Source organism: Serratia sp. 2880STDY5682894 (assembly GCF_001537385.1).
Classification (GTDB): Bacteria; Pseudomonadota; Gammaproteobacteria; order Enterobacterales; family Enterobacteriaceae; genus Serratia; species Serratia nevei.
The window spans coordinates 676688-701760 of record NZ_FCJA01000002.1 but is presented as its reverse complement, the minus strand read 5'-3'; the positions used below and the strand labels follow the sequence as shown (position 1 = coordinate 701760).

Below are 25073 nucleotides of genomic sequence, written 5' to 3'. Positions count from 1 at the left end.
CCCTACTGATAATTGACGATGACCTGATTGCCAATCACGCGCAGCGGCGGATTCAACCCGCCTTGCGACTGCACGTAATAGACAAAGCGCAATTCCGCATTGGCCGGTTCGCCCTGCAAACCGTTGCTGCTGCCGCTGCCGCCGCCGAGCGGAATGCAGCGGTTCACCGTACACAGCTGGGCCTGCAGCCCGACCGGCTCCGGCCCCAGTAAACGGTAGCGCCAGCTGACGCTGGTGATGCGCGCATTGGCATCCGGCAACGCGTTCGGCGGCCGCAAACCGGCGGACTCATCGCGCATGCCGCCCTGTTCCAACGTCACGCCCCCCCCTTCGGCCACCCAGGAACCGGACACCGCACCGGCGGTTAACGGCGCCAGCAAACACAACACGAACAGACAGCGTTTCATCAGGCGGCTCCAATGGTCGACGTCATGCGAATCTGGCGATCGTCGTTGATTTCGAGGTTGGACAACACCACGATCTGCGGCAGGCTGCGGCGCAGGAAGCGCGCCAGCAAGGCCCGCAGCGCATGGTTGACCAGCAGCACCGGCGGCGCGCTGAGCATCTCTTGCCGCTGCAGCGCCTGGCGCGCCTGATCCAGCAGGCGATCGGCCAGCCCCGGTTCCAGGCCGCCACCGCCCTGCAACGCCTGCAACAACAGGCGCTCCAGTTGGGTATCCAAACCGATGACCTGAATCTCGCCGTTGCCCGGGAACCACTGCTGCGTGATCGCCCTGCCCAGCGCTACCCGCACCACGGTGGTCAGCTCATAAGGATCGCTTTGCGCCGGAGCATGCTCCGCCAGCGTTTCGACGATGGTGCGCATATCGCGGATAGAAACACGCTCGGCCAGCAGGTTTTGCAGCACCTTGTGCAGCGTGGTCAGTGATACCACACCCGGCACGAAGTCTTCGGTCAGTTTCGGCATCTCCTGCGACACGCGATCCAGCAACTGTTGGGTTTCCTGGCGGCCAAACAGCTCGCTGGCGAACTGGCCGATCAGGTGATTGAGGTGCGTCGCCACTACGGTGCTGGCTTCCACCACGGTAAAGCCCTGGATCTGCGCCTGCTCGCGCAAGGCGCTGTCGATCCACACCGCCTCGAGCCCAAAGGCCGGATCGACGGTTTTGTCTCCCGCCAGCTCACCCACGGCATTGCCGGGGTTGATCGCCAGCCAGCGGCCCGGCTGCGCTTCACCGCTGCCGATCTCGACGCCTTTCATCAGGATGCGGTAGCTGGCAGGCGGCAGTTCCAGGTTGTCGCGAATGTGTACCACCGGCGGCAGATACCCCATGTCCTGCGCGAATTTCTTGCGAATACCGCGGATACGCCCCAGCAGCTCACCGTTTTGTTGAAAATCGACCATCGGAATCAACCGATAGCCTACTTCCATCCCCAGCGGATCCTCCAACTGCACGTCGGCCCAGCTGGCTTCGGCGGCCTGCGGGTTGTCCGGCATCACCGGCGCCTCCACCGCTTTCGGTGCCTGTTGTTCACGGCCGCGCAGCCACCAGGCCAGGCCCAGCAAAGCGACGGTAAACAGCAGGAACACCAGGTTCGGCATGCCCGGCACCAGGCCCAACAGCCCCAGTACCCCGGCGCTCAGCAGCATCACGCGCGGATTGTTGAACAGCTGGCCCACCATCTGCTCGCCGACGTCCTGATCGGTCGCGACGCGAGTGACGATAACGCCGGCGGCGGTAGAGATCACCAACGCCGGGATCTGCGCCACCAGGCCGTCGCCGATGGTCAGCAGCGTATAGCTTTCCGCCGCCGCCCCCAGCTCCATGCCGTGTTGCACCACGCCGACCAACAGGCCGCCGACCACGTTCAGCACCATGATCATCAGGCCGGCGATGGCGTCGCCGCGCACGAATTTACTGGCACCGTCCATCGAGCCGTAGAAATCGGCCTCCTGGGTGACTTCGGCGCGGCGTTTCTTCGCTTCGTCCTCGCCGATCAACCCGGCGTTCAGATCGGCGTCGATCGCCATCTGTTTACCCGGCATGCCGTCCAGGACGAAACGCGCGCCCACTTCGGCGATACGCCCGGCCCCCTTGGTGATGACCATGAAGTTGATCAACACCAGGATGATGAACACCACAATACCGATGGCGAAGTTGCCGCCCACCAGGAAGTGGCCGAAGGCCTCCACCACGCGGCCGGCGGCGGCGGAACCGGTGTGCCCCTCCAGCAAGATAATGCGCGTGGACGCGACGTTGAGCGACAAACGCAGCAGCGTGGAGAACAGCAGAATGGTCGGGAAGGCGGCGAATTCGAGCGTGCGCTGGGTGAACATCGCCACCAGCAGCACCATGATCGACAGCGCGATGTTGAAGGTAAACAGCAGGTCGAGGATAAACGCCGGCAACGGCAGCACCATCATCGACAGGATCAGCAGGATCAACACCGGGCCGGCCAACACCTGCCACTGCGTATCTTTAAAATTGCCCGGCAAACGAAGCAGGGAGGCCAAATTAGCCATCAGAGTCACTCTCTCTTGCAAAATCCAGTGCTTCCGGCACCGGTAAACGTTCAGGTTTTTTCGGGATCAGGCCGCCCTCGCGCCGCCAGCGGCGCAGTTGGTACACCCAGGCCAGCACTTCGGCGACCGCGGCATACAGGGTGGCCGGAATATGTTGTCCAATCTCGCTGTGTCGATACAGCGCACGCGCCAGCGGCGGCGCTTCCAGCATCGGGATGCGGTGCTCCGCACCGAGTTCGCGAATGCGCAAGGCGATTTCGCCGGCCCCCTTGGCCAGCACTTTCGGCGCACTCATTTTTTTGTCGTTGTACTGCAACGCGACGGCGTAGTGCGTCGGGTTGGTGACGATCACGTCCGCCTTGGGCACATCAGCCATCATGCGGCGCCGGGCGATCGCCCGCTGCTGCTGGCGAATACGTCCCTTAACGTGCGGGTCCCCTTCCTGGTCTTTGAATTCGTCGCGAATATCCTGCTTGGTCATCTTCAACTTTTTGAAGTGGCTCCACAGCTGGTAGAACACGTCGAACGCCACCATCGGCGTCAATCCCAGCACCACCAGAAAACCGCAGAACAGAATCATCTGCAGCGCATTGCCCAACGCGTCGAGCGGCTGCTGGGTCATCAGATGCAGCATTGCCGCCCAGTTATGCCAGAGATAGAGGCCTGTCACCCAGCCGACCAGCGTCGCTTTCAGGATCCCTTTCAGCAGCTCGGCCAGCACCTGGCTGGAAAAGATGCGCTTCAACCCGGACAACGGGTTCAGCCGTTTCAAATCGAATTTGATCGACTTGCCGCTGAACAGAATGCCTCCCAACAGCATCGGCGCGGCGAGCGCCACCAGCACCAGCCCCGCCATGATTGGCAACAGCGCCAGTACGGCCTGGCGCAGCAACATGCCCAGTTGGCGCAGCATCTGTTTATCGTTACTGACCATGCCATGGTCGAAGTTCAGCCCCTGCGTGAGCATCGCCGCCAGCTGTTGCGCCATGTTGCTGCCGGACATCAGGATGATCGCGAGGCCCGAGAGCAGCATCAGTACCGAGGTCAGTTCGCGGGAACGCGGGATCTGGCCGTCTTCACGCGCCTTCTCCAGCCTGTGGGGCGTGGGGGCCTCGCTTTTTTCCAGATCGCTGTCTTCAGCCACGAAACGCCGTTCCTGTGTCGAGAGGGTAAAGAATGGCGGTCAGCATGCCAAAAAATTGGCGATGTCATTGACGGAACAACGGGGGAAAAGGCGGGTTATTTAGGGGATGAGACCATCAGGGAGAGGTTACAACCAATTTTCCAGCCGCAAACCCTCAACGCGCTCAAATTCGCGTCGATTATTGGTCACCAGGATCAATCCTTCGCTGCGCGCATGCCCGGCGATATGTAGATCGTTTACGCCAATAGGCGTTCCCTGGCGTTCCAGCGCAGCCCGGATGTTGCCGTAGTGCGATGCTGCTTTGGCACTGTAATCGAGAATGTCCAATCGGGAGACAAAATCCTCAACGACTCTGGCGTTCACCGCTGGGCGAGCGCTTTTCTCCACCCCGTGAACCAATTCGCCATAGGTGATCGACGAAATGACCATTTTACCTGCATAGCGATTGAATGCCTCCAGCACTTCCAGCGGGCGGCGCTTAATGACATAGATAACAATGTTGGTGTCCAGCATATGACTGAACATCAAAAATCTTCCCGCTCGCGCTGGTGCTGCCCGGCACGTTCATTGAGGAAATCATCGCTCACCTCATTTTCCGCACAGAAGAAGCTATCCCAGGTATTCTCCAGGGGGGCAAGAATGCGCTCTTTGCCCACTACGCGGACGGTCACTTTAGAAACGGTATCAGGGAAACGCACCTCTGCAGGCAAGCGTACAGCCTGTGTCCGATTATTGGTAAAGACAGAACCTAACGTCATGGCGACCTCCTTTAACTGGAGTACAAATTATAACCGCCATGATGTATATAGCAATGCTATATACATTAATCTTTGCGGGACACCGCGCAACTTTCGGGGCGCGCCGTCGCGCGCCCCGAAAAGCCTCAGAAACCGAGGCTGTCGAGCAGATCGTCGACCTGCGCCTGGTTGGCGATCACGCCGACGCCGTTCTGGTCGAGCTGCGGGCCGTTCAGCAGGCTGTCGTTCGGCCGTTTTTCCTTCACCGGCTGCTCCGGCATGTTTTCCATCAGCACCATCAGCAGCTGCTTTTCGATCTCCTGCACCACGTCCATCATGCGCTTGATCACCTGGCCGGTCAGATCCTGGAAGTCCTGCGCCATCATGATTTCCAGCAGTTGGGCATTGGTGAAGGCCGTATGGCCCGGCACCTGATCCAGATACTGGCGCGTGTCGTTAACCAGAGAACGCGCGTCGTCCAGTTCGATGGGGTTGGCGAACCACTCGTCCCAGCGCCCTTTCAACGCGTTCGCGCCGGATTCCAGCTCCGCCTGGCGCGGTTGCGCCGCCTCCACGCAGTTCAACGCCCGTTCCGCCGCCTGCGCCGTCATGGTTACGACATAGTCAAGACGGTCGCGCGCATCCGGGATCGCCTCTGCCGCCTGGGCGATCGCCTGATCGAGCCCCAGTTCGCGCATGCTGTCGCGCAGCATTCGGGTCAGTTGGCCGATGCGGGAGATGATCTCTCCCGCGGTCGCTGCATCGCTGGCAGGCATTGGAATGTCTCTCATCGCCCTCTCCTTACATGCCCAATTTTTCAAAAATCTTGTTGAGCTTTTCTTCCAGCGTCGCCGCCGTAAAAGGTTTCACTACATAACCGCTGGCGCCGGCCTGCGCCGCCGCGATGATATTTTCTTTCTTGGCTTCCGCCGTCACCATCAGTACCGGCATCGCGGCCAGCACGCTATCGGCGCGGATGGTTTGCAGCAGCTCCAGCCCGTCCATGTTCGGCATGTTCCAGTCGGACACCACAAAGTCGAAACCGCCGGCGCGCAGCTTGTTCAGCGCATCCGCGCCGTCTTCAGCTTCTTCGACGTTGTTGAAGCCCAGCTCTTTGAGCAAATTTCTGACGATGCGGCGCATGGTGGAGAAATCGTCCACAACCAGAAATCTGAGGTTCTTGTCTGCCATTGTTACTCCTGAAATAGTTAACCGTTTAATGATGCAAAACCGCAGGCCGCCGCGCGGCGAACCTGGGTCATATCGCCGCCGGGAAGACCCTGCGGACTAAAATCAAATGCGCAATGCCTGGCCGCCGGCGATCTGCGCCAGCATGCGCTGGCTCATCCTGTCCAGCTCGACCACTTCGCTGACGCCGCCGCTGGCGATCGCCTCGCGCGGCATGCCGAACACCACGCAGCTCGCCTCGTTCTGCGCCAGGGTATAGGCCCCGGCGCGGTGCATCTCCAGCATCCCCGCCGCTCCGTCGTTGCCCATCCCGGTGAGGATCACGCCCACCGCATTGCGGCCGGCATATTGCGCCACCGAGCGGAACAGCACGTCGACCGAGGGGCGATGGCGGTTGACCGCCGGGCCGTCATGCAGCTTCACCTGATAGTTGGCGCCGCTGCGCGTCAGCTCCAGGTGACGATCCCCCGGAGCGATGTAGGCGTGGCCCGGCAGTACGCGCTCGCCGTCCTCCGCTTCTTTCACCGTGATCTGGCACAGCTTGTTCAGCCGCTCGGCGAACGAACGGGTGAAACCCGGCGGCATGTGCTGGGTGATCAGCAGCGCCGGGCTGGTTGCCGGCAACGGCTGCAGCACCTGGCGGATCGCTTCGGTGCCGCCGGTGGAAGCGCCGATGGCGATCAGTTTTTCACTGCTCAGTAGCGGCGCATGGCTGAGGATCGCCGGCGCCGGGCTGCTGGAACGCTGCGGCAGGCGTGCTCTGGCGGCGGTGCGGATCTTCTCGGCAATCAGCTCGCTGTAGGCCAACATGCCCTCGCGAATGCCGAGCTGCGGTTTGGTCACGAAGTCCACCGCGCCCAGTTCCAGCGCGCGCAGCGTGATTTCCGAGCCTTTGCCGGTCAGCGAAGAGACCATCACCACCGGCATCGGCCGCAGGCGCATCAGCTTCTCGAGGAAATCCAGCCCGTCCATGCGCGGCATCTCGACGTCCAGCGTCAGCACCTGAGGATTAAATTTTTTGATCAGATCGCGCGCCACCAACGGATCCGGCGCGGTCGCCACCATCTCCATGTCGGCGTGGCCGTTCACGATTTCCGTCATCAGCTGGCGCATCAGTGCCGAATCGTCTACGCATAACACTCTGATTTTACTCATTACCTCTCCTTGGTCAGCCCATACACGGTCTGCCCACGCAAGTAGAAATCCCGGCTGATCTGGCTGAAATTCTCGGAGTGGCCGGCAAACATCAGCCCCCCCGGCTTAAGCAAGGGAACGAAGCGGCGCAGGATGCGCTCCTGCGTCGCCTTATCGAAATAGATCATTACGTTGCGGCAAAAAATGGCGTCGAATTGCCCCGGCAGTGCCCACTCCGGCGCCAGCAGGTTCAGCGGCTGAAAGTTCACCCGCGCCGCCAGTTCCGGCCGCACGCGCACCAGCCCCTGATGCGGCCCGGTGCCGCGCAGAAAATAGCGCTGCATTTGGGTCGGCGTCAGGGTGCGCAGATCTTCCTGGCGGTAAACGCCCGCCTCCGCTTTTTCCAGCACCTGCGTATCGATATCGCTGGCCCAAACCTGGCAACTGCCGGCCCGTTGGCCCAATGCATCGCTCAGCGTGATGGCGATCGAATACGGTTCTTCGCCGGTCGAGGCCGCGGTGCTCCAGACGCTGTAGCCGTTCGGCCGCGAGCGCGCGTGCTCCGCCAGGATCGGGAAGTGATGCGCCTCGCGGAAAAAGGCCGTCAGGTTGGTGGTCAGCGCGTTGATAAACGCCTGCCACTCCGCGCTGTTCGGGTCGCTTTCCAGCAGCGCCAGGTAGTCGCCGAAATCGTGCAATCCCAACAGCCGCAAACGGCGCACCAGGCGGTTGTAAACCATCTCGCGCTTATGCTCCGCCAGCACAATGCCGGCGCGTTGATAAATCAACTGGCTGATACGGCGAAAATGCACGTCCGACAGCGGCAGGCGCTGCACCATTTGCGTCAACATCGACGCAGTATCCCGGTTAGAAGTTGACGGCGCCTGTTTCATGCCACCTCACCGGGGAAAAACGTGCTGCTTATGCGGTTTAACAATCTTGGGCTTCCTTTACCACGGGTGAAACTGCGTTGTTGCTGTTACCTGGCGCGACGAAGTTATCGTCCGCCAGACGGAATACCGCGACCGCGTCGGCCAGGGTAATGGCCTGCTCTTCCAGCGCGGTGGCGGCCGAAGCGGACTCTTCCACCAGCGCGGCGTTCTGCTGGGTGACCTGATCCATCTGGGTCACCGCCTGCGTCACCTGCTCGATGCCGCGGCTCTGTTCATCCGAAGCCGACGCGATCTCGCCCATGATGTCGGTCACGCGGGTCACCGAACGCACGATGTCCTGCATGGTGGCGCCGGAGTTTTCCACCAGCACCGAGCCGTGTTTGACGCGGCTGACCGATTCGTCGATCAGCACCTTGATCTCTTTCGCCGCCTGCGCGCTGCGGCTCGCCAGGTTGCGCACTTCGCCGGCGACCACGGCGAAACCGCGCCCCTGTTCACCGGCGCGCGCCGCTTCCACCGCCGCATTGAGCGCCAGAATGTTGGTCTGGAAAGCGATGCCGTCAATCACGCTGGTGATGGCGCCGATTTTCTGCGAACTGTTGGCGATATCGTGCATGGTGGTCACCACGTCGCCGGCCAGTTCGCCGCCCTTGGCCGCGGTGGCCGAGGCGTCGCGCGCCAGCTGAGAGGCCTGCCGCGCATTGTCGGCGTTCTGTTTCACCGTGGCGGTCAACTGTTCCATGCTGGCGGCGGTTTCTTCCAGCGAAGCGGCCTGCTGCTCGGTGCGGGAAGAGAGATCGTTATTGCCTTCGGATATCTCCTGCAGGCCGATCAGAATCGACTCCGCCCCGTCGCGCACGGCGCCGACGGTGCCGATCAGCGACTGCTGCGTGCGTTGCAGGCTGGCGAACAGCATGCTGATTTCATTGCGGCCATACACCTGAATCGGCGTCGCCAAATCGCCGGCGGCGATGCGTTCAAAGTGGCTGCGGATTTGGTTCAGCGGCTGCACCAGCATGGTACGCAACCACCACATGGCGCTGCCGGTCACCACGATCAGCATCAAGACCGCCCCCGCCAGCATCAGGCCCGCCAGCGTGAAGGAGAACTGGTTGGCGTCTCTGGCTTCGCTGATGTCGCCGTTGACCAGCTGCAGGTACTGCACGAAGTCGGCCTCGAACAGGTCTTGGGTTTTCTGCGTCGGCTGATCCATAAATGCCTGCAGCTCCCCCTTCTCCAGGAAGCCGATCAGCTCGCGCAGCGCGCCGCGCAGCCGCTCGTAGCTGGCCTTGGTCGTTGCCGTCTGCTGACTCTGTTGCTCACTGCTGCGCTCAACCGCCATGAACTGATTGAAATAGAGATCGGCCTTCTGCAGCGAACTGCGGGCGCTGCTCATCAATTCGTTCACCTGCTCCTGCGGCAGTTTCAGCGCCGCGCGGGTGCCGGCGCGGTTCAGCGTATTGCGCGCCTGCAACAGCGACACCCAGCTCAGGCTGAGCGAATCGCGCTGCTGGCTGCCGAGGGTGATGATGTCGAGGTTGTGGTTATCGGAGCGAAACGCGGAATACGACAGGCCGCTGCTGGCCAACTGCAGAACGCAGAAGGTCATCAACAACAGGAACAAGCTGGTAGAGATACGGATTCGGTTAAACACTGTGAACCTCCTTGCAGCCGGCCGGCGACCGGCCTACGTAGGGAAAAGGGCCTCTGCGAGAGAGGCCCGATACCGGTCAGAACGTTTCCCAGTTATCCTGCAGATCGCTGGCGTTCATTTTCTTATGATTGATTACCGGTGTTACCGTCGCCTTGCTGGTGGCAGGCGCTTTAAACTCTTCCTGGCCTTCCGACCTCAGGCGGAATACCGCCACCGACTGGGTCAGCATGCTGGCCTGTTCTTCCAGCGCTGCCGCCGCCGAGGCGGATTCTTCCACCAACGAGGCGTTCTGCTGGGTCACGCGGTCCATTTCCGCTACCGCCTGGCCAACCTGATCGATACCGCGGCTCTGCTCGTCAGAAGCCGACGCGATTTCGCCCATGATGTCGGTCACGCGGGTAACGGCGTTGACGATATCGCCCATGGTTTCGCCGGCACTTTCCACCAGCACGGAGCCCATATCGACGCGGCTGACCGAGTCTTCGATCAGGCCTTTGATCTCTTTTGCCGCCTGCGCGCTGCGCTGCGCCAGGTTGCGCACTTCACCGGCCACCACCGCGAAGCCGCGGCCTTGCTCGCCGGCGCGCGCCGCTTCCACCGCGGCGTTCAACGCCAGGATGTTGGTCTGGAAGGCGATGCCGTCGATCACGCCGGTGATATCGGCGATTTTCTGCGAGCTGCCGGCGATGTCGTGCATGGTCTGCACCACGTTGGCCACGACCTTGCCGCCTTTCTGCGCGGTTTCGGAGGCGCTCAGCGCCAGCTGTGAAGCCTGACGGGCGTTTTCGGCGTTCTGTTTCACCGTCGCGGTCAGCTGTTCCATGCTGGCGGCGGTCTCTTCCAGCGAAGCGGCCTGCTGCTCGGTGCGGGAGGAGAGATCGTTGTTGCCCGCGGCAATTTCCGACGCGCCGCTGTAGATGGCGTCCGCGCCCTGACGCACGCCGCTGACGGTTTCGATCAGCTCGCTTTGCATGTGTTTCAGGCTGGCCGCCAGCACGCCCATTTCGTTGCGGCTGGTGACGACGATCTGCTGAGTCAGGTCGCCGGCGGCGATCTGTTTGATGTGGTCAATCATGCGGTTCAGCGGGCGCACCAGGATGTGATGAATGCCGGTCCAGGCCAGTACGATCACCGCCAGCACCACCACCAGAATCACGATCAGCGTCCAAATGGCCGAGTTGTAGGAGCTGTTGCTGCCGTCGACCGCGATTTGATACAGCTTGCCGTTTTGCTCCAGATAAACGTTGTAGCTCTGCTCAAAGTTGTCCTGGTAGCTCTGCGTAGGCTGATCGAAGAAGGCGTTAATCTTGCCTTCGCCCAGCAGTTGGATCAGTTCGGAGAGCGCGCCGTACAGAATGTCGTACTGTTGCTTAACGCGCTCTGCCGACTGGGGATCCTGACGCGGATCCTGAGGGATTTTTTCGTAAGCGGCATAGTGTCTTTCCGCCTCGGCCAGCTCTTCTTTCGCTTTGCCCAGCAGTTCATCAATGGTGGCGCCGCTGCCGATCTTATTGGTATCCATCATGTAGCGAATACCGGCACGGTTCAGGGAGTTGCGCGCCTGCAGCAGGTCAACGCGGCTTTCACTCAGCTGCAGCTGCTGCTGGCGGATAGTTTGCAGGACGGTAAAGTTTTCCTTATCGCTTTTCAGCGAGGAGAAAAAGAGTCCGCCCGAAATCAACTGCAAGGCGCCAAACAGCACCAACACCAGCAACAGGCTGGTGACCACCTTCATACGATTTAACATGATTTCCCTTGTTGAAGCCCGCGCAGACAGGCTCTGATGACGTTGAATGTGAGAGTTATCGGCGCCGTACGGCAAAACTTTATGCGGGAAAGTAACTATTTTTAGTAGGGGTTCCGGGCTCGGTCGGCGGCGTCGCGACAGGTCAGGAAGAGTGATGGATGAAGGGGGCAGCGCCCTGCCCCCTCGGGTCATGAATCAGACGCTTTTCGCCACGCTGTCGACCAGCGACATCTCTTCGCTGCTCAGCAGCTTTTCGATATCCACCAGGATCAGCATGCGCTCGCCCAGCGAACCGAGACCGGTGAGGTATTCGGTCGCCAGCGTCACCGCGAACTCCGGCGCCGGGCGGATCTGCTCGGCGGTCAGCGACAGCACGTCGGAAACGCCGTCGACCACGATGCCCACCACGCGCTGGCCAAAGTTCAGCACGATCACCACGGTGTTTTCATCGTAAGACACGCTTTGCTGCGAGAATTTCACCCGCAGATCGATGATCGGGACGATCACGCCGCGCAGGTTAGTGACGCCCTTGATGAACGCCGGCGTGTTGGCGATACGGGTCACCTGATCGTAGCCGCGAATTTCCTGCACCTTGAGGATGTCGATGCCGTACTCCTCGTTGCCCAGGGTAAAAATCAGAAACTCTTGCCCTACCGTTTCGCCAGCCAATTTGCTGACGGCTGCCAATCCTGCCATATCATTCACCTTTTAAATCAATAAACTCATTATTATGCGGCGGCGTCCGTCAGACGCTTTTCACGGTTCAAGGTTTGCAACGCCGAGACATCGACGATCAAGGCCACGCTGCCGTCGCCCAAAATGGTCGCGGCGGAGATGCCCGGCACTTTGCGGTAGTTGCTTTCCAGATTCTTCACCACCACCTGATGTTGGCCAATCAGCTGATCCACCAGCAACGCATAGCGGCGGCCGGCGCTTTGCAGGATAACGACGATGCCCTGCGTGGCGTCGGTTTTGGCGCCTTCCACTTCAAATACCCGATACAGCTCCACCAGCGGCAGATATTCGCCGCGCACCTGCAGCACGCGTTCGCCGCCGGCCAGCGGATGCAGATCTTCTGCCTGCGGCTGCAGCGATTCCATTACCGCGTTCAGCGGCAGGATAAAGACTTCGTCGTTCACCTTGACCGACATGCCGTCGAGGATCGCCAGCGTCAGCGGCAGCAGGATGCGGATGGTGGTGCCTTTACCGGCCTGCGAACGGATCTCGACGTGGCCGCCCATCTCCTGAATATTCCGTTTCACCACGTCCATGCCGACGCCGCGGCCGGAAACGTCGGTCACCTGCTCGGCGGTGGAGAAGCCCGGTGCGAAGATCAGCATGCCGACCTCTTCATCGCTCATGCTGTCGCTCACCGCCAGCCCTTGCGACGCGGCCTTGGCGAGAATTTTTTCGCGGTTCAGGCCCGCGCCGTCGTCGATAACCTCAATGCAGATGTTGCCGCCCTGGTGTTCGGCCGACAGCACCAGATTGCCCACCGCCGACTTGCCGGCGGCGATGCGGGTGGCCGGCTCTTCGATACCGTGATCGAGGCTGTTGCGCACCAGGTGCGTCAACGGATCGATAATGCGTTCGATCAGGCTTTTGTCCAGTTCGGTGGAACTGCCCTGCAGCGTCAGCTCCACCTGCTTGTTCAGCTTGCCAGCCAGATCGCGCACCAGGCGCGGATAGCGGCTGAAGACGTATTCCATCGGCATCATGCGGATCGACATTACCGACTCCTGCAGATCGCGCGCGTTACGCTCCAGCTGGCTCATGCTGTTCAACAGGTCGCCGTGGTTCACCGGATCGAGCGTGCCGGAGCGCTGCGCCAGCATCGACTGGGTGATCACCAGCTCGCCCACCAGGTTGATCAGCTGATCCACCTTTTCCACCGCCACGCGAATGCTGGTGGACTCGCTCGCCTTGGCGCGCGCTTTCGGCGCTTCCGCCGGAGCGGCGGCCGGTTTGGCGGCAGGCGGCGCGGCGTTCGCGACCGGCGCAGGTGCAGGTTCCGGCGCGGCGACCGCTGCCGGTAAGCTCGCTTCTGCAACGGCCGGTTCGCTCTGCGTCGGCGTCGAGAAGCTGATTTGTTCCGGCTCCAGCACGAAACACAGCACGGCGCTGATGTCGTCTTCGCTGGCGGAGGTGAGCAACGTCACGTCCAGACTGTGTTCCGTCTGATGAGGGTCTTTAACCTCGCCGAGGTTGCCCAGCTCTTCCAACATCAAGGGGATTTCACTGGCTTTCAGCCCGTTCAGGCTGATGCGCATGCCGCCTTCGATCGCCGCCGGCGCAGCCGCCGGCTTCACGACAGGCTGCTGAACGGCCGGTTGAGCCGCAGGCGCCTCCTGCTGCTGTTGCGCCTCCAACGCCAGCTGGCGCAGCGCCTGGCAAATGTATTCAAAGCTTTCGGCATCAGGCTGTTGCGAGGTTTTATAGGCGTCCAGTTGCTCCTGCATAATGTCTTTGGTTTCCAGAAACAGGTTGATAATCTCGGTGCTCAGGCTCATTTCCTGGCGTCTTGCACCGTCCAGCAGGTTCTCCAGCAGGTGGGTCGTTTCCTGCAGCACCGAAAAGCCAAAGGTCGCCGCACCGCCCTTGATCGAGTGCGCCGCGCGGAAAATGGCGTTCAACGGCTCGATATCGGGGGCCAGCGGATCCAACTCCAGCAGGTGTTGCTCCATGTCGGCCAGCAACTCGTCCGCCTCATCAAAGAAGGTCTGATAAAAATCGCTAATGTCCATGCTCACGGGGTCACCTCTGGCTGTGAGTCGCGGTTAGTCGGTGCGGGTGCGGCCGCCGGTTGTTCCGGCGCTTGGCCGGCCGGGGCTATCGCCGGGGATGCCTGCGATTGAGCGACAGGGTCCGCCGCCGGCGGCGGCGTCGCTTGATCGGTCGGCGTTACCGCCTGGGGTTCCGGCGTTTGACTGGCCGGCGCAGTCGCCGATGGCGCCAGCTGCTTCAGGCTAGCCGGCTGGGCGATATCCATCGCGTTGCTTTCGGCATTTTCGTGTTCGATGCCTTCTTGCGTTTGCTTATTCAGCACCAGCACGGTGATGCGACGGTTAATCGCGTCATCGGCACCGTGCTGTTTCAGGCTCATGGTGGCCGCCATGCCCACCACCCGCAGCACTTTGCCTTCCGCCAGGCCGCCGGCGATCAGCTCGCGCCGGGAGGCGTTGGCGCGATCGGCCGACAGTTCCCAGTTGCTGTAGCCGCGCTCGCCGGTGGCGTAAGGGATATCATCAGTGTGGCCGGACAGGCTGATCTTGTTCGGCAGGTCGTTAAGGATCGGCGCTATCGCCCGCAGAATATCGCGCATATAGCTCTCGACCTGCGCGCTGCCGGTTTTGAACATCGGCCGGTTCTGACTATCGATAATCTGGATGCGCAGCCCTTCGTCCATCATGTTGATCAACAGATGCGGTCGCAGCGCCTTCAGGCGCGGGTCGGACTCAATCAATTCGTCCAGCTTTTCGCGCAGCTTGTTCAGGCGCAGCTCTTCAGCGCGCGAGTCCGGCGAGTCAACCTGCTTTCTCACCAGGCCGTGCTGCTGGGTAGGATCGTCGCCGCCGCCCGGGATCGGGCTGCTTTCGGAACTGCTCTTGTCGCCGCTGGTCAGGGCGACCTTGAGCGGCGTGCGGAAATATTCGGCGATCTGCGTCAGCTCCTGCGGGCTGGCGATCGCCAGCAGCCACATCACCAGGAAGAACGCCATCATCGCCGTCATAAAGTCGGCATAAGCGATCTTCCAGGAGCCGCCGTGATGGGCGGCATGATGCGACTTGCGCTTTCTGACCAGAACGACCGGATGATTCTGTTTCATGCTTCTTCTTCTTCCGTCGCCTGCTGCGCCGGCGCTTTCACGCGGCGCACGTGTTCTTCCAGCTCAACGAAAGAAGGACGTTCGGTGGTGTACAGCGTTTTACGGCCAAACTCGACGGCGATCTGCGGCGCGTAACCGTTCAGGCTCGACAGCAGCGTGACCTTGATGCACTGCATCATCTTGACGTTTTCGGCGCTCTTCTGGCGCAGCAACGTGGCCAGCGGCGAGATAAAGCCGTAGGCCAGCAAAATGCCGAGGAAAGTACCGACCATGGCGTTAGCGATCAGCGCGCCCAGTTCCGCTGCCGGCCGATCGGCCGAAGCCAGGGCGTGCACCACCCCCATCACCGCCGCGACGATACCGAACGCCGGCAAGGAGTCGCCCACCATCGCCAGACTGCCGGCGGGCACTTCACTTTCCTGTTCGTAGGTTTCGATCTCTTCGTCCATCAGCGCTTCGATCTCGAACGCATTCATATTGCCGCTCACCATCAGCCGTAAATAGTCGGTAATGAACTCCACCAGGGTGTTATCGGCAAGGATGCGCGGATAATTAGAGAAAATTTCACTTTCTTGTGGATTATCGATGTCGAACTCGAGCGACAGCATGCCTTGCTGACGCGATTTGGCCAGCAGGCGGAACAACAGCGCCATCAGATCCATGTACAGATCTTTGTTGTATTTGGAACGGCGCATCAGCCGCGGCAGCGCGCGCAGCGTAGCCTTGATCGCCTTGCCGTTGTTGCCGACGATGAAAGCGCCGACCCCCGCCCCGCCGATAATCAGAAACTCCGCCGGTTGATATAACGCACCGAGATGACCGCCCACGATCAGGTAGCCGCCAAACACCGCACCCAATACCACGAGATAACCCAAAATAACTAGCACACGCATTCCTTAAATTAACAATGTGGATGGAAGGTGGGGCAAACGCGCCCTGGCGCGACAGACCAGGCTGCGTGTCTGGGGGCGGCATGCCGCCCCTGCGTATCACACGTCGGTATTCATTGCCGAGAGCCGGCAATGTGGCGGCTCAAATGGCGCGTTTGACCTGCTCGTCCAGCAGTTGAGGAATAATATCGGCCAGTTGCGGCGAAAGTTTACGTCTTTTTACGGCGCGGGATGGGGGTTGGCATAAACTGCAGATGAAACCGTTCAGCGGCTGGTGCGCGTGGGTGATAAATGCGCCGCCACAGCAGCTGCAGGCGGAAAGCTGCAGCATGCCGCTGTCGACGAAACGCACCAGCGTCCAGGCTCGGGTCAGCGCCAGCAGCGGCGCATCGCCGGCCTGCTGGGGGCACTGCTCCAGATAGAGGCGATAGGCTTTAATCACCGCTTCCACCCCGCTGCACTGCCCGCTTTTCATCAGAAACAGGTAGGCGTTGTAAAACATCGACGAGTGAATATTCTGTTCCCAGGTCATAAACCAGTCGGTTGAGAACGGCAACATCCCTTTTGGCGGCGGGCTACCGCGCAACTCCTTATAAAGTTTAATCAAGCGCCCGCGGCTGAGCTGGGTTTCGCTCTCCAGCATCTGCAAACGGGCTCCCAGTGAAATCAGCTCCATGGCGAGCTGAATGTCCTTGGCTTCTTGAACAATACTTTTCTCAACCATCATCAGGCTCTTTTCTTCGTCGGGCTAGCGTCTTTACTCGATAGCTCTTGCAGTAAATGGCTTGATAGCAAAATGCCGGTATGGATTTGTTGCAGATCGTCGACGCGCGACTCTTTGGTCAGGCGTTCGATGGTCTGGTGATCGTTAAAGCGGAAGTGGCAAACCAGCTGGTTGGTCTCGGCCAGTTTGACCATTTGCGGTAAAGTCAGCTGCGCCAACGCGTCGGCCATGGTTTCATCGATACCAAGGCGGAACATCGCGGACGCTTTTTCATCGTTGATCAAACGCTGTGCTAAAAGTAAATATGACAAATTGATGTCATAAATATGCTTAAGTAATTCAGACGTACCCATATTCCCCATCCCGACAGACTATGTTTAAAAACATACGCTGGGTGATAAATTTTATCGCCCGTGACCTGGGTTGTTTCCCAAAGTTGGCAAATTAATCTCTCAAAAACGACTGCTATAATTTTCGCCAATCGCTAAATTCGACCACTGTTCAGTATTTGCTACGAGCGTAAACCAACGTGTATGGATGTACAGCATTCTGCTTCGATAGTGTTTAGTCACCATGAAACTATTTTTACAAATTTAATAAGATTATTCCTAAAGCAGCGCAACTCTACCCCCGAACCATTAGCACACACAATGTAAGTGAGAGGCAATTTTAAATACAATGTGACATAGATCACAAAAATAAAAAATATTTAAGCCAAATACCCCCAAATACGCACATTTATTGACCACCATTTTGCTCACAAAACAGACACAGGTAAAAAAACGTCTTAAAAACAATGTTTATCAGCCAAAAAATTATCTTTTTTAGATCAATTCGAACAAAAGCATCACCAAACCAAAATAACAGAACAAAAATCTGCATGTAGCCGACAAACTCAGCATAAATAACCAGTTAAGCCGCTAAAAAATATCCAAGCTGAAAAATAACCGCTGTAAACTATAAGGTTATTAGCTATCAGATTTGACTTAAGCCCCCCGCTTGAGGCTGTTCTAATTTTCAACATCAGGTGATTAAGGCTTATCAATGATTCGCTGGCGTAGTGAACAAGCAAACAGACGTAACGATATGTTTCCGTATCAGCACGGCGAAAGAATGGTCTTTTTACGTTAAATCACCCCTAAAACGGCATATCGGCAGCACACCCTAAAACTTTAATGCTTTTTTATTTCTTTTCTGTCGCCGTTATAATTATTCCGCAGGTGAATAGATTATTAACCCGCCCCCGTTTCCATCCTTTCATTGCGATAAAATAAAACGCAGTTTTGTTTTACTCCCCCCAATCTTCAGCGTCAGGGAGGTGAAACCTCAACGCAAGCGGCAATGACAAACACCGCGTAATGCCGTTGCGCCTCTTAGGGCGGGTGAAAAAAACGCCGCAAAAGCGACAGCGCGAACTGGCGCGCAGCAGGAACAGCGGCGCTTCTGCCGTCATCCGCGCAGCCTCGTCCTGAGACTTTCCCTATTTCTTCATTTATCAGCAGGATGAGATTGCTGATGACGCACTTGCATATTATGATTTATCGAAGCGCCGCCGCAGGCGACGCCTCATTATTACCCAGTGCAATTTATCTACTTGAAATGATTTTTGTCAGGTCGTACATCACTGCCTCGGCGGCGTCGCCGTGAGCCGCTGATGTGTTATTCACCCGGCTTTAACTATTAACAGGCTATATTTTAATCATGACCGATACGCTCGAATATTTGCTGACATTCCGTAAATGCTCCTCTTTGGACAGCCTGGAAAAGGTGTACGACAAACTGAACTATTCCATTGAAAATGATACAGAAATGAGCAACATGTACCGCGCCGCCGACCACCGTCGCGCCGAGCTGGTTGCCGGTAAATTGTTCGATCTGGGCAAGGTGCCGAAAACGCTGTGGGCGCAGGTGCTTTAATTCAGCGAAATTACGTGCGGCAACGGTTTTATCTTTTATTGCTATATAACCGGGCAAACGCCGCTTTTATTGCCGCGCGTGATGCGAAACACATTTATTACGCCCATCAGGTTCTACCCTTTATCCGAGCGCAGCATGTTCTCTAAGGCCACCGACGCGGCAGCCTGAAACACGGCGGAAACAACAAGGAGTGGGATATGGGGTATCAAAACGTTCTGGTCACCGTCGCCGTCGCGCCTGACAGCCACCGCCTGGTGGAAAAGGCCGTCTCTATCGTCCGCCCCTACGCCGGCAACATCACCCTGTTAAGCACCCTCGCCAACCCGGAAATGTACAACAATTTCGCCGGGCCGATGCTGGGCGATTTGCGCACGCTGATGGAGGAGGAAACCCGGCTGTTTATGGAAGAGCTGCGTCAACGCGCCGGTTACCCGATTGCTGATATGCTGATCGTGCACGGCGAACTGGGTGACAGCCTGGAATACGCCAGCCGCAGCAGGCCGTTCGACCTGCTGCTGTGCGGCAATCACCGCGACGGCATGATGAACAAAGTCTCCTGTTCCGCCGCCCGCTTCATCAATATCAGCCATATTGACGTACTGATCGTCCCGCTCTAAGGCTAAGCACATTCGGTAACGTTGCCTTGCCGCCCCTGAACTAGGCTTAACGAACCTTGTTTGTCGCAATGCAAAGGAGCTCTCGATGTCCCCTTCTCAACAGAACCGCCGCTTCCTGCTGGCCTCGCGCCCCCACGGCGAACCGACGGCGGCGAACTTTCGTCTCGACACCGTCCCCGTGCCGCAGCCCGGCGCGGGACAGCTGTTGTTGCGTACCGTTTATCTGTCGCTGGATCCTTATATGCGCGGGCGCATGAGCGATGCCCCTTCTTATGCGCCGCCGGTCGAGATCGGTCAGGTGATGGTGGGTGGCACGGTCTCGCGCGTGGCGGTCTCACAGCATCCCGACTTCAACGTCGGCGATTGGGTGCTGGGTTATGACGGCTGGCAGGATTATGCCCTGTCCGACGGCAGCGGCCTGCGCAACCTCGGCCCGCACCTGCCGCACCCTTCCCGCCTGCTGGGCGTGCTGGGCATGCCAGGGTTTACCGCTTACATGGGGTTACTCGATATCGGCCAACCGCAGGCGGGTGAAACGCTGGTGGTGGCCGCCGCCAGCGGGGCAGTCGGTTCGGTGGTCGGCCAAATCGGGAAGCTGAAAGGCTGCCGCGTTGTCGGCGTTGCCGGCGGAGCGGAAAAGTGCCGCTATGTGGTGGAAGAATTGGGTTTCGACGCCTGCATCGATCACCGCGCGCCCGACTTTGCCGAGCAATTGGCCGCTGCCTGCCCGCAGGGCATCGACATCTATTATGAAAACGTCGGCGGTGCGGTGTTCGACGCCGTGTTGCCGCTGTTGAACGCCAAAGCCCGCATTCCGGTCTGCGGCATCATTGCCCATTACAATGCCACCGGATTACCCGCCGGACCGGACCGTTTGCCGCTGCTGGAGGGGCTGATCCTGCGTAAACGCATTCGTATGCAAGGCTTTATCATCTTCGACGACTACGGCTCTCGCTTTGATGAGTTCCTGCAACAGATGAGCAGTTGGGTCGAGCAGGGGAAAATCAAGTTCCGCGAGGACATCGTCGACGGGCTGGAACAGGCGCCGCAGGCGTTTATCGGTCTGCTGCAGGGCAAGAACTTCGGCAAGCTGGTGATCCGCGTCGCCGACGAGTAACCGGTAACAGGGCGTGGTACACCACGCCCTGCTTTTAATGCACGGCACCGTCGCCGAATCGCGCATCCTCCTCTACCGTCAGCGTCACCTGCACGATAGTGCGCACCGCTTCCACCATCGTCGCCAGCGCCATACTCGGCTTGCCCGGATGCGCCGCCGCCAGCGTGTGGCTGTACGGAATATGCACGAATCCCCCCCTGACCTTCGCGTGCTGCGTCTCCAGATAGTGTCGCAGACCGTAAAAGATATGGTTGCAGTTATAAGTGCCTGCCGTATAAGACACCCCCGCCGGGATCCCCTGCCGGCGCAGCTGCTGCACCGCGGCCTTGACGGGCAGCGTACTGAAATAGCCCACTGGCCCGCCGGCGACTACCGGTACGTCGATCGGCTGCTTACCGGCATTGTCGGGAATGCGGGCATCGATCAGATTGATGGCCACCCGTTCCAGCGATATCTCAGCGCGGCCCCCGGCCAGCCCCAGACAAATTACCGCCAGCGGCTGCAATGCCTCGATCGCAGCGATCAACTGCAGGTTGGCCTGGCCCAATACGCAGGGCAGCTCGAGCACCGCGATCTCCGCGCCGGCGATCTGCTCACCGGCCAATGCCTGCGCGACCTGCCAGGAAGGGTTCACCGCGTCACCATCGAACGGCTCAATGCCGGTAACCAAGACTTTGTTCATCATTTCTCCTGACTGAAGGCCAAATTCGTGTGCCACCAGCCTAGAGAACGCAGTATGATTCTGGAAATGGATTATCTGTATATAGAGTATTCATAAAATGAATTTAGCCAACGTCGATCTCAACTTGCTGGTGGTGTTCGAGGCGTTGTATCAGACGCGCAACGTGACCGCCGCAGGCCGGCGTCTCAACCGCGCCCAGCCCTCCGTCAGCAATGCCTTGGCGCGGCTGCGCACGCTGCTGAACGATCCGCTGTTTGTTCGCAGCGGCGGCGGCATGGCGCCCACGCCGCGCGCCCATCAGCTTATGCCGCAGATACGACAGGTGCTTGAACAGATCCACCTGGCATTGGCACCCCCTGCCCGTTTCGATCCGGCCACCGCCGGGCAACGGCGCTTTACGCTGGCGGCCGGCGACTATGCCGATATCTTGCTGTTGCCCGCCATCATCAGTCGGTTGCGTCAGACAGCGCCCGGCATTGATATTCGCGTTTCGCGCTTGGATCGTCACAATATTTACCGGCAGCTGGATCGTGGCGAGGTGGACATCGCGCTGGGAGGACATCTTTCCGGTACGGAAAGCCACTATGTGCGCACGTTGTTTGAAGAGCATCTGGTGTGCATCGCCAGCCGTTCGCACCCACAGCTGGCGGATGGCCGCTGGGATCTGGCGCGCTATCTCAGCCTGCCGCATGGGCTGTACGCACCGGCCGACGACGGCTCTGCCAGAGGATTAGTCGACCGTCGCCTGGCGGAAATCGGCGGCCAGCGGCGCGTCGCCGTAACCTTTTCGCATATTGTCGCTCTGCCGGCCGTGGTCGCCGACAGCGATCTGATCGCCACCCTGGCCGCCAGCGTGGCTCGACGCTTTTCCGATCCGCAACGCGTACGTTTTCTCCCGCTGCCCGACGAGTTGACCATCGCCCCCTTTCCCATTGAACTGATCGCCGGCCGGCAGGCGCAACGCGACCCGGCCTTAATCTGGCTCTGCGAACTGATCGGCCAAATTCCCTTCGATTTCTGCCCGGCTTAACGCCAGCACTCGCTGCATTTTCAACCGTTCAAACCCGCACCTCAGGCCCCGCCGCTGGGCCTTTTTTCGCCCACCAAATAGGAATCATCCGAATTCACATTCGATAAATTTATATATTTGATCATCTTTAACTGGCAAATGGTAAGGATAAAAAACAGTCAGTGACTTTTTTTACGAAAAAAAAGAGTTGTTTTATAAACACGTTGGTTTAAGTGTTACAGATTTACTTTTTGGTATTACCAATTTCCCAATAATTTGAGATAAAAAATGACCTGCTCGCATCTATATGTTTTAGATAATAAAAAGCAAGATCGTGAGCAAGTTAACGAATTGAGCATTGATCCACAAGGCTATTTTGCAAATGCAGAGCTCTATTGTAGACTGCACAAATCGTGCCTTTGTGTAAACTTTGTTAAATCTTTCGTCAGTTCCTGTCTCAATTCGTGACAGATACGCCATCGGGATCGCGCGTCAACTCTCGTGCGGTAGCTATGCCTAAACCGGGGAATAGTATGGATCGCCTTATCATTGCGCACACGCCTTTGCCCGCCCATCAGCTGTTGTTCCGAAGCCTTTCCGGTGAGGAAAAACTGGCCGGGCTGTTCGAATTCGACGTCGAGCTGCTCAGCCCCGACAATCGGCTCGATCTGAAAGCACTGCTGGGACAAAAAATCACGCTGGAGCTGCGGGGCAATCCGTTGGCGCCGCGTTATCTCAACGGCAATATCACGCGCATGACGCTCTCCGGAAGAGAAGCCGGCGGCAACCGTTACTATATCTACCGCGCCGTGCTGCGCCCCACGCTGTGGTATCTGACGCAAAACCGCGACTTTCGCATCTACCAGGAAAAGACCATTCCCGACATCCTGACTCAGGTGCTGGGGCAGTATCAGGTGAAAATCGATAATCGCCTGAGCTACGACTACCGCATCTGGGGATACTGCGTGCAGTACCAGGAGAGCGATTTCGACTTCATCAGCCGCCTGATGGAACACGAAGGCATCTATTACTATTTCACGCACCAGCAAGACGGCCATACGCTGGTGCTGGCTGATGCGCCGTCGGCACATCAGGAACTCGCCGGCTACGCCAGCATTCCCTATCAGCTCGCGGAAGGCGGCCTGGTGGAAAATAAAGACAGCATCAACAGCTGGAGCGTCTCGGACGCCATTACGCCCAGCCTGTATAGCCTGGACGACTACGATTTTCGCAAACCGCGCGCGCGGTTGCTGGAGGCCCGGCAGAATCCCGCCTCGTTCGCGCAGGACAAAGCCGAGGTGTTCGACTGGCCCGGGCGTTATACCGATCACGCCCATGGCCAGTTTTACGTCAAGGTTCGCCAGCAGGAGTTCGAAGCGCAGCATGAACAGATGAGCGGCGAAGGCAGTTCGCAGGGCATTGCCCCCGGCTACCGTTTCCAACTGAGCCAGGCGCCGCGCACGGAAGACAACCAGGCCTACCTGGTCGTCAGCGCGCATTACTTCATGCAGGAAAACAGCTACGCCAGCAATGATAACGACGCCGGCGAGCAACGTACCGAATTTCAGGTCGTCCCGGCGGGCATCAACTGGCGCCCCGCACGCACCACGCCCTGGCCGAAAACCCATGGCCCGCAAACCGCCGAAGTGGTTGGCCCGGAAGGCGAAAGCATCTGGACCGATAAATATGGCCGGGTGAAACTCAAGTTCCGTTGGGATCGCCACGGCAACGGCAATGAAACCAGCTCCTGCTGGGTGCGCGTCTCCAGCGCCTGGGCCGGCTGGAAATACGGCGGGATTCAGATCCCGCGCGTGGGTGAGGAAGTGGTGGTCGACTTTATCAACGGCGATCCGGATCGCCCGATCATCACCGGCCGCGTTTACAACGAAGACAGCATGCCACCGTGGGATCTGCCCGGCGACGCCACCAAAATGGGCTTTATGAGCCGCAGCAAAGGCGGCGGCACCGATAACGCCAGCTTCCTGTTCCTGGAAGACGCGCCCGGCAACGAATCTTTCGACATGCACGCCGAACGCAACATGAATATGACGGTGGAAAACGACAAGAACGTCAACATTGACGGCAGTCGCACCACCTCCATCGGCCGCCTGCAGGACGACACCGTCACTGGCGACGCCACATTCCTGTACAAAGCAAAACGCACCACCACCGTCAATGGGCTCGAAACCGCCAACCTGAACGCTCACCAGACGGTGAACATCAAAGGCGGCCGCGACCTGACGATTATCGACGGCGGCGATAAGATTGACATCACCGGCAATCAGTCCTTCAAGCTTGACGGCGCGCAGACGCAAGACATCACGCAGACGCAACATGTGACGGTGAAAGGCAATCAGACCCTCGACATTACCGAGGGGCAACAGACCAGCACCATCAACAAGGGGCAGACGGTCAACATCACCGCCGGCGGCCAGCACACCACCATCACCGCCGGCGGGCAAACCACTACGGTCACCGCAGGCGGTCAAACGCTGACGGTGGAGGCTGGCGGCCAGACCACCGATATCACGGGGAATGTCAAAGAAACCTACAAAAACGATCAGCAAACGGCCATTAGCGGTTCGCTCACCATCACGGCAAAAACCATCAACATTACCAGCGAGGACGGCGTTTCTATTTCGGCGCCCACCTGGAAAGACAACTGCCATGGCTATAAGTGGACCGCGATAGGCGCCAACCTTGCCTTAACGGGGCTGAGCGTCAAGCACACGATGTTCGATGTTTCCCATAACCCGCTTTCGATCAGCAAAACCAATTTCAAGCTAAGCAACGATCCCATGACGTTCACGCAGCTTGGGGCCTTGATAACCAACGGTTCTTTGCGATTGAGCAGCAAGGCGCTGGCGATCTTTTTATAAGTAGGGATGCCCATGTCAAAAGCCAAAAATATCTTCACCGTCATCGGTTTGATTTTATTGGCCCCTATCCTCAGCCTGGTGGGTTTTTTCAAATTCATCACGGTCGATATCTGGGGCTATTTCAAACATATCGGTTCTTCTCTCAGCGTGATGGAAAACGGCGTTTCCGCCTCCGGGCAAATCGTCAGCATTCGCCAGACCAATCTCTGGGACGGCAACCGACCGGTCTGTGAAGTCGAGATCAAGTACATCGCCCAAGACGGAAAGAACCATACGGCGGTGGCGAAAGGCCCGATCAGCGTCGTGGATCTGCCGCGATATCAGCCGGGTCATTTCACCGCGATAAAGTACGACCCGAAGAACCCCAAGAAAGCGGTGATCGAAGAGCTTTCCCGGCTTTGAGCGAAAATATACCTTTCAATCGACGCGA

24 protein-coding genes are annotated in these 25073 nt (G+C 58.8%); 6 read left to right on the top strand and 18 right to left on the bottom strand.

Annotated elements, in window-relative coordinates; translation table 11 throughout:
* Nucleotides 1-2 precede the first annotated feature (2 nt).
* The 17 genes from AWX27_RS08010 to flhD all read right to left on the bottom strand — a co-directional run bounded on the left by AWX27_RS08010 (nt 3) and on the right by flhD (nt 16775).
* Nucleotides 3-407: a flagellar protein FlhE gene (locus AWX27_RS08010; RefSeq protein WP_060420791.1), complete on the bottom strand. Its 405-nt coding sequence runs from the start codon at nt 405-407 to the stop codon at nt 3-5.
* Nucleotides 407-2485, bottom strand: coding sequence for a flagellar biosynthesis protein FlhA (gene flhA, locus AWX27_RS08005; protein ID WP_060420788.1), 2079 nt, complete (start codon nt 2483-2485; stop codon nt 407-409). The genes AWX27_RS08010 and flhA overlap by 1 nt, the downstream gene beginning before the upstream one ends.
* A complete protein-coding gene (gene flhB, locus AWX27_RS08000) occupies nt 2478-3629 on the bottom strand; it encodes a flagellar biosynthesis protein FlhB (RefSeq protein ID WP_047730459.1) in 1152 nt (383 codons plus the stop codon). Before flhB ends, flhA begins: the two co-directional genes overlap by 8 nt.
* Before the next feature lie 126 nt (nt 3630-3755).
* Complete coding sequence (locus AWX27_RS07995; RefSeq protein ID WP_033640020.1) at nt 3756-4154, bottom strand: type II toxin-antitoxin system tRNA(fMet)-specific endonuclease VapC; 399 nt, start codon at nt 4152-4154, stop codon at nt 3756-3758.
* Entirely contained in the window at nt 4154-4387 is a 234-nt protein-coding gene (gene vapB, locus AWX27_RS07990) for a type II toxin-antitoxin system VapB family antitoxin (RefSeq protein WP_041035628.1), read from the bottom strand. Before vapB ends, AWX27_RS07995 begins: the two co-directional genes overlap by 1 nt.
* 125 nt (nt 4388-4512) lie before the next feature.
* Nucleotides 4513-5157, bottom strand: coding sequence for a protein phosphatase CheZ (gene cheZ / locus AWX27_RS07985; protein ID WP_004934858.1), 645 nt, complete (start codon nt 5155-5157; stop codon nt 4513-4515).
* 10 nt (nt 5158-5167) lie between these two features.
* Nucleotides 5168-5557, bottom strand: coding sequence for a chemotaxis response regulator CheY (cheY, locus tag AWX27_RS07980; protein ID WP_060420785.1), 390 nt, complete (start codon nt 5555-5557; stop codon nt 5168-5170).
* Between the two features lie 102 nt (nt 5558-5659).
* Complete coding sequence (locus AWX27_RS07975) at nt 5660-6709, bottom strand: protein-glutamate methylesterase/protein-glutamine glutaminase (RefSeq protein WP_015378262.1); 1050 nt, start codon at nt 6707-6709, stop codon at nt 5660-5662.
* Nucleotides 6709-7581 (bottom strand): protein-glutamate O-methyltransferase CheR, encoded by an 873-nt coding sequence (gene cheR / locus AWX27_RS07970; RefSeq protein WP_025159837.1) that lies wholly within the window; start codon nt 7579-7581, stop codon nt 6709-6711. The genes AWX27_RS07975 and cheR overlap by 1 nt, the downstream gene beginning before the upstream one ends.
* A 37-nt stretch (nt 7582-7618) precedes the next feature.
* Entirely contained in the window at nt 7619-9235 is a 1617-nt protein-coding gene (locus AWX27_RS07965) for a methyl-accepting chemotaxis protein (RefSeq protein ID WP_047730456.1), read from the bottom strand.
* A 76-nt stretch (nt 9236-9311) separates the two neighbouring features.
* Entirely contained in the window at nt 9312-10982 is a 1671-nt protein-coding gene (locus tag AWX27_RS07960; protein ID WP_060420782.1) for a methyl-accepting chemotaxis protein, read from the bottom strand.
* 195 nt (nt 10983-11177) lie between these two features.
* The gene (gene cheW, locus AWX27_RS07955; protein WP_025303271.1) at nt 11178-11678 is read right to left on the bottom strand and encodes a chemotaxis protein CheW; all 501 of its coding nucleotides are present in this window, start codon (nt 11676-11678) and stop codon (nt 11178-11180) included.
* Between the two features lie 32 nt (nt 11679-11710).
* Complete coding sequence (gene cheA / locus AWX27_RS07950; RefSeq protein ID WP_060420780.1) at nt 11711-13732, bottom strand: chemotaxis protein CheA; 2022 nt, start codon at nt 13730-13732, stop codon at nt 11711-11713.
* Nucleotides 13729-14808, bottom strand: coding sequence for a flagellar motor protein MotB (gene motB / locus AWX27_RS07945; protein WP_060420777.1), 1080 nt, complete (start codon nt 14806-14808; stop codon nt 13729-13731). The genes cheA and motB overlap by 4 nt, the downstream gene beginning before the upstream one ends.
* Entirely contained in the window at nt 14805-15695 is an 891-nt protein-coding gene (gene motA / locus AWX27_RS07940) for a flagellar motor stator protein MotA (RefSeq protein WP_015378266.1), read from the bottom strand. Before motA ends, motB begins: the two co-directional genes overlap by 4 nt.
* A gap of 145 nt (nt 15696-15840) precedes the next feature.
* The gene (gene flhC / locus AWX27_RS07935) at nt 15841-16425 is read right to left on the bottom strand and encodes a flagellar transcriptional regulator FlhC (protein WP_019452971.1); all 585 of its coding nucleotides are present in this window, start codon (nt 16423-16425) and stop codon (nt 15841-15843) included.
* Complete coding sequence (gene flhD, locus AWX27_RS07930; RefSeq protein WP_033643537.1) at nt 16425-16775, bottom strand: flagellar transcriptional regulator FlhD; 351 nt, start codon at nt 16773-16775, stop codon at nt 16425-16427. Before flhD ends, flhC begins: the two co-directional genes overlap by 1 nt.
* A 1348-nt stretch (nt 16776-18123) precedes the next feature.
* Here flhD and ydgT point away from each other — a divergent pair.
* The 3 genes from ydgT (at nt 18124) to AWX27_RS07915 (ending at nt 20073) form a co-directional block, all read left to right on the top strand.
* A complete protein-coding gene (gene ydgT, locus AWX27_RS07925) occupies nt 18124-18339 on the top strand; it encodes a transcription modulator YdgT (protein ID WP_004934895.1) in 216 nt (71 codons plus the stop codon).
* Nucleotides 18340-18536: 197 nt separating this feature from the next.
* Nucleotides 18537-18956 carry a universal stress protein UspC gene (gene uspC, locus AWX27_RS07920; protein ID WP_060420775.1) on the top strand — a complete coding sequence of 140 codons (420 nt, stop codon included), beginning with the start codon at nt 18537-18539 and terminating at the stop codon, nt 18954-18956.
* 85 nt (nt 18957-19041) lie between these two features.
* Nucleotides 19042-20073, top strand: a complete 1032-nt coding sequence (locus AWX27_RS07915; protein WP_060420772.1) for an NADP-dependent oxidoreductase — start codon at nt 19042-19044, stop codon at nt 20071-20073.
* A gap of 34 nt (nt 20074-20107) precedes the next feature.
* Here the strand turns inward: AWX27_RS07915 and pcp are convergent, their stop codons facing one another.
* Nucleotides 20108-20755 (bottom strand): pyroglutamyl-peptidase I, encoded by a 648-nt coding sequence (gene pcp / locus AWX27_RS07910; protein ID WP_060420769.1) that lies wholly within the window; start codon nt 20753-20755, stop codon nt 20108-20110.
* A gap of 97 nt (nt 20756-20852) precedes the next feature.
* On the opposite strand from pcp, the gene AWX27_RS07905 reads away from it, so the two are divergent.
* From AWX27_RS07905 to AWX27_RS07895, 3 genes are all read left to right on the top strand, one after another.
* Complete coding sequence (locus tag AWX27_RS07905; protein WP_060420766.1) at nt 20853-21785, top strand: LysR family transcriptional regulator; 933 nt, start codon at nt 20853-20855, stop codon at nt 21783-21785.
* 512 nt (nt 21786-22297) lie between these two features.
* Nucleotides 22298-24643, top strand: coding sequence for a type VI secretion system Vgr family protein (locus AWX27_RS07900; RefSeq protein ID WP_060420763.1), 2346 nt, complete (start codon nt 22298-22300; stop codon nt 24641-24643).
* Between the two features lie 12 nt (nt 24644-24655).
* Entirely contained in the window at nt 24656-25045 is a 390-nt protein-coding gene (locus AWX27_RS07895) for a DUF3592 domain-containing protein (RefSeq protein ID WP_038876796.1), read from the top strand.
* Nucleotides 25046-25073 lie beyond the last annotated feature (28 nt).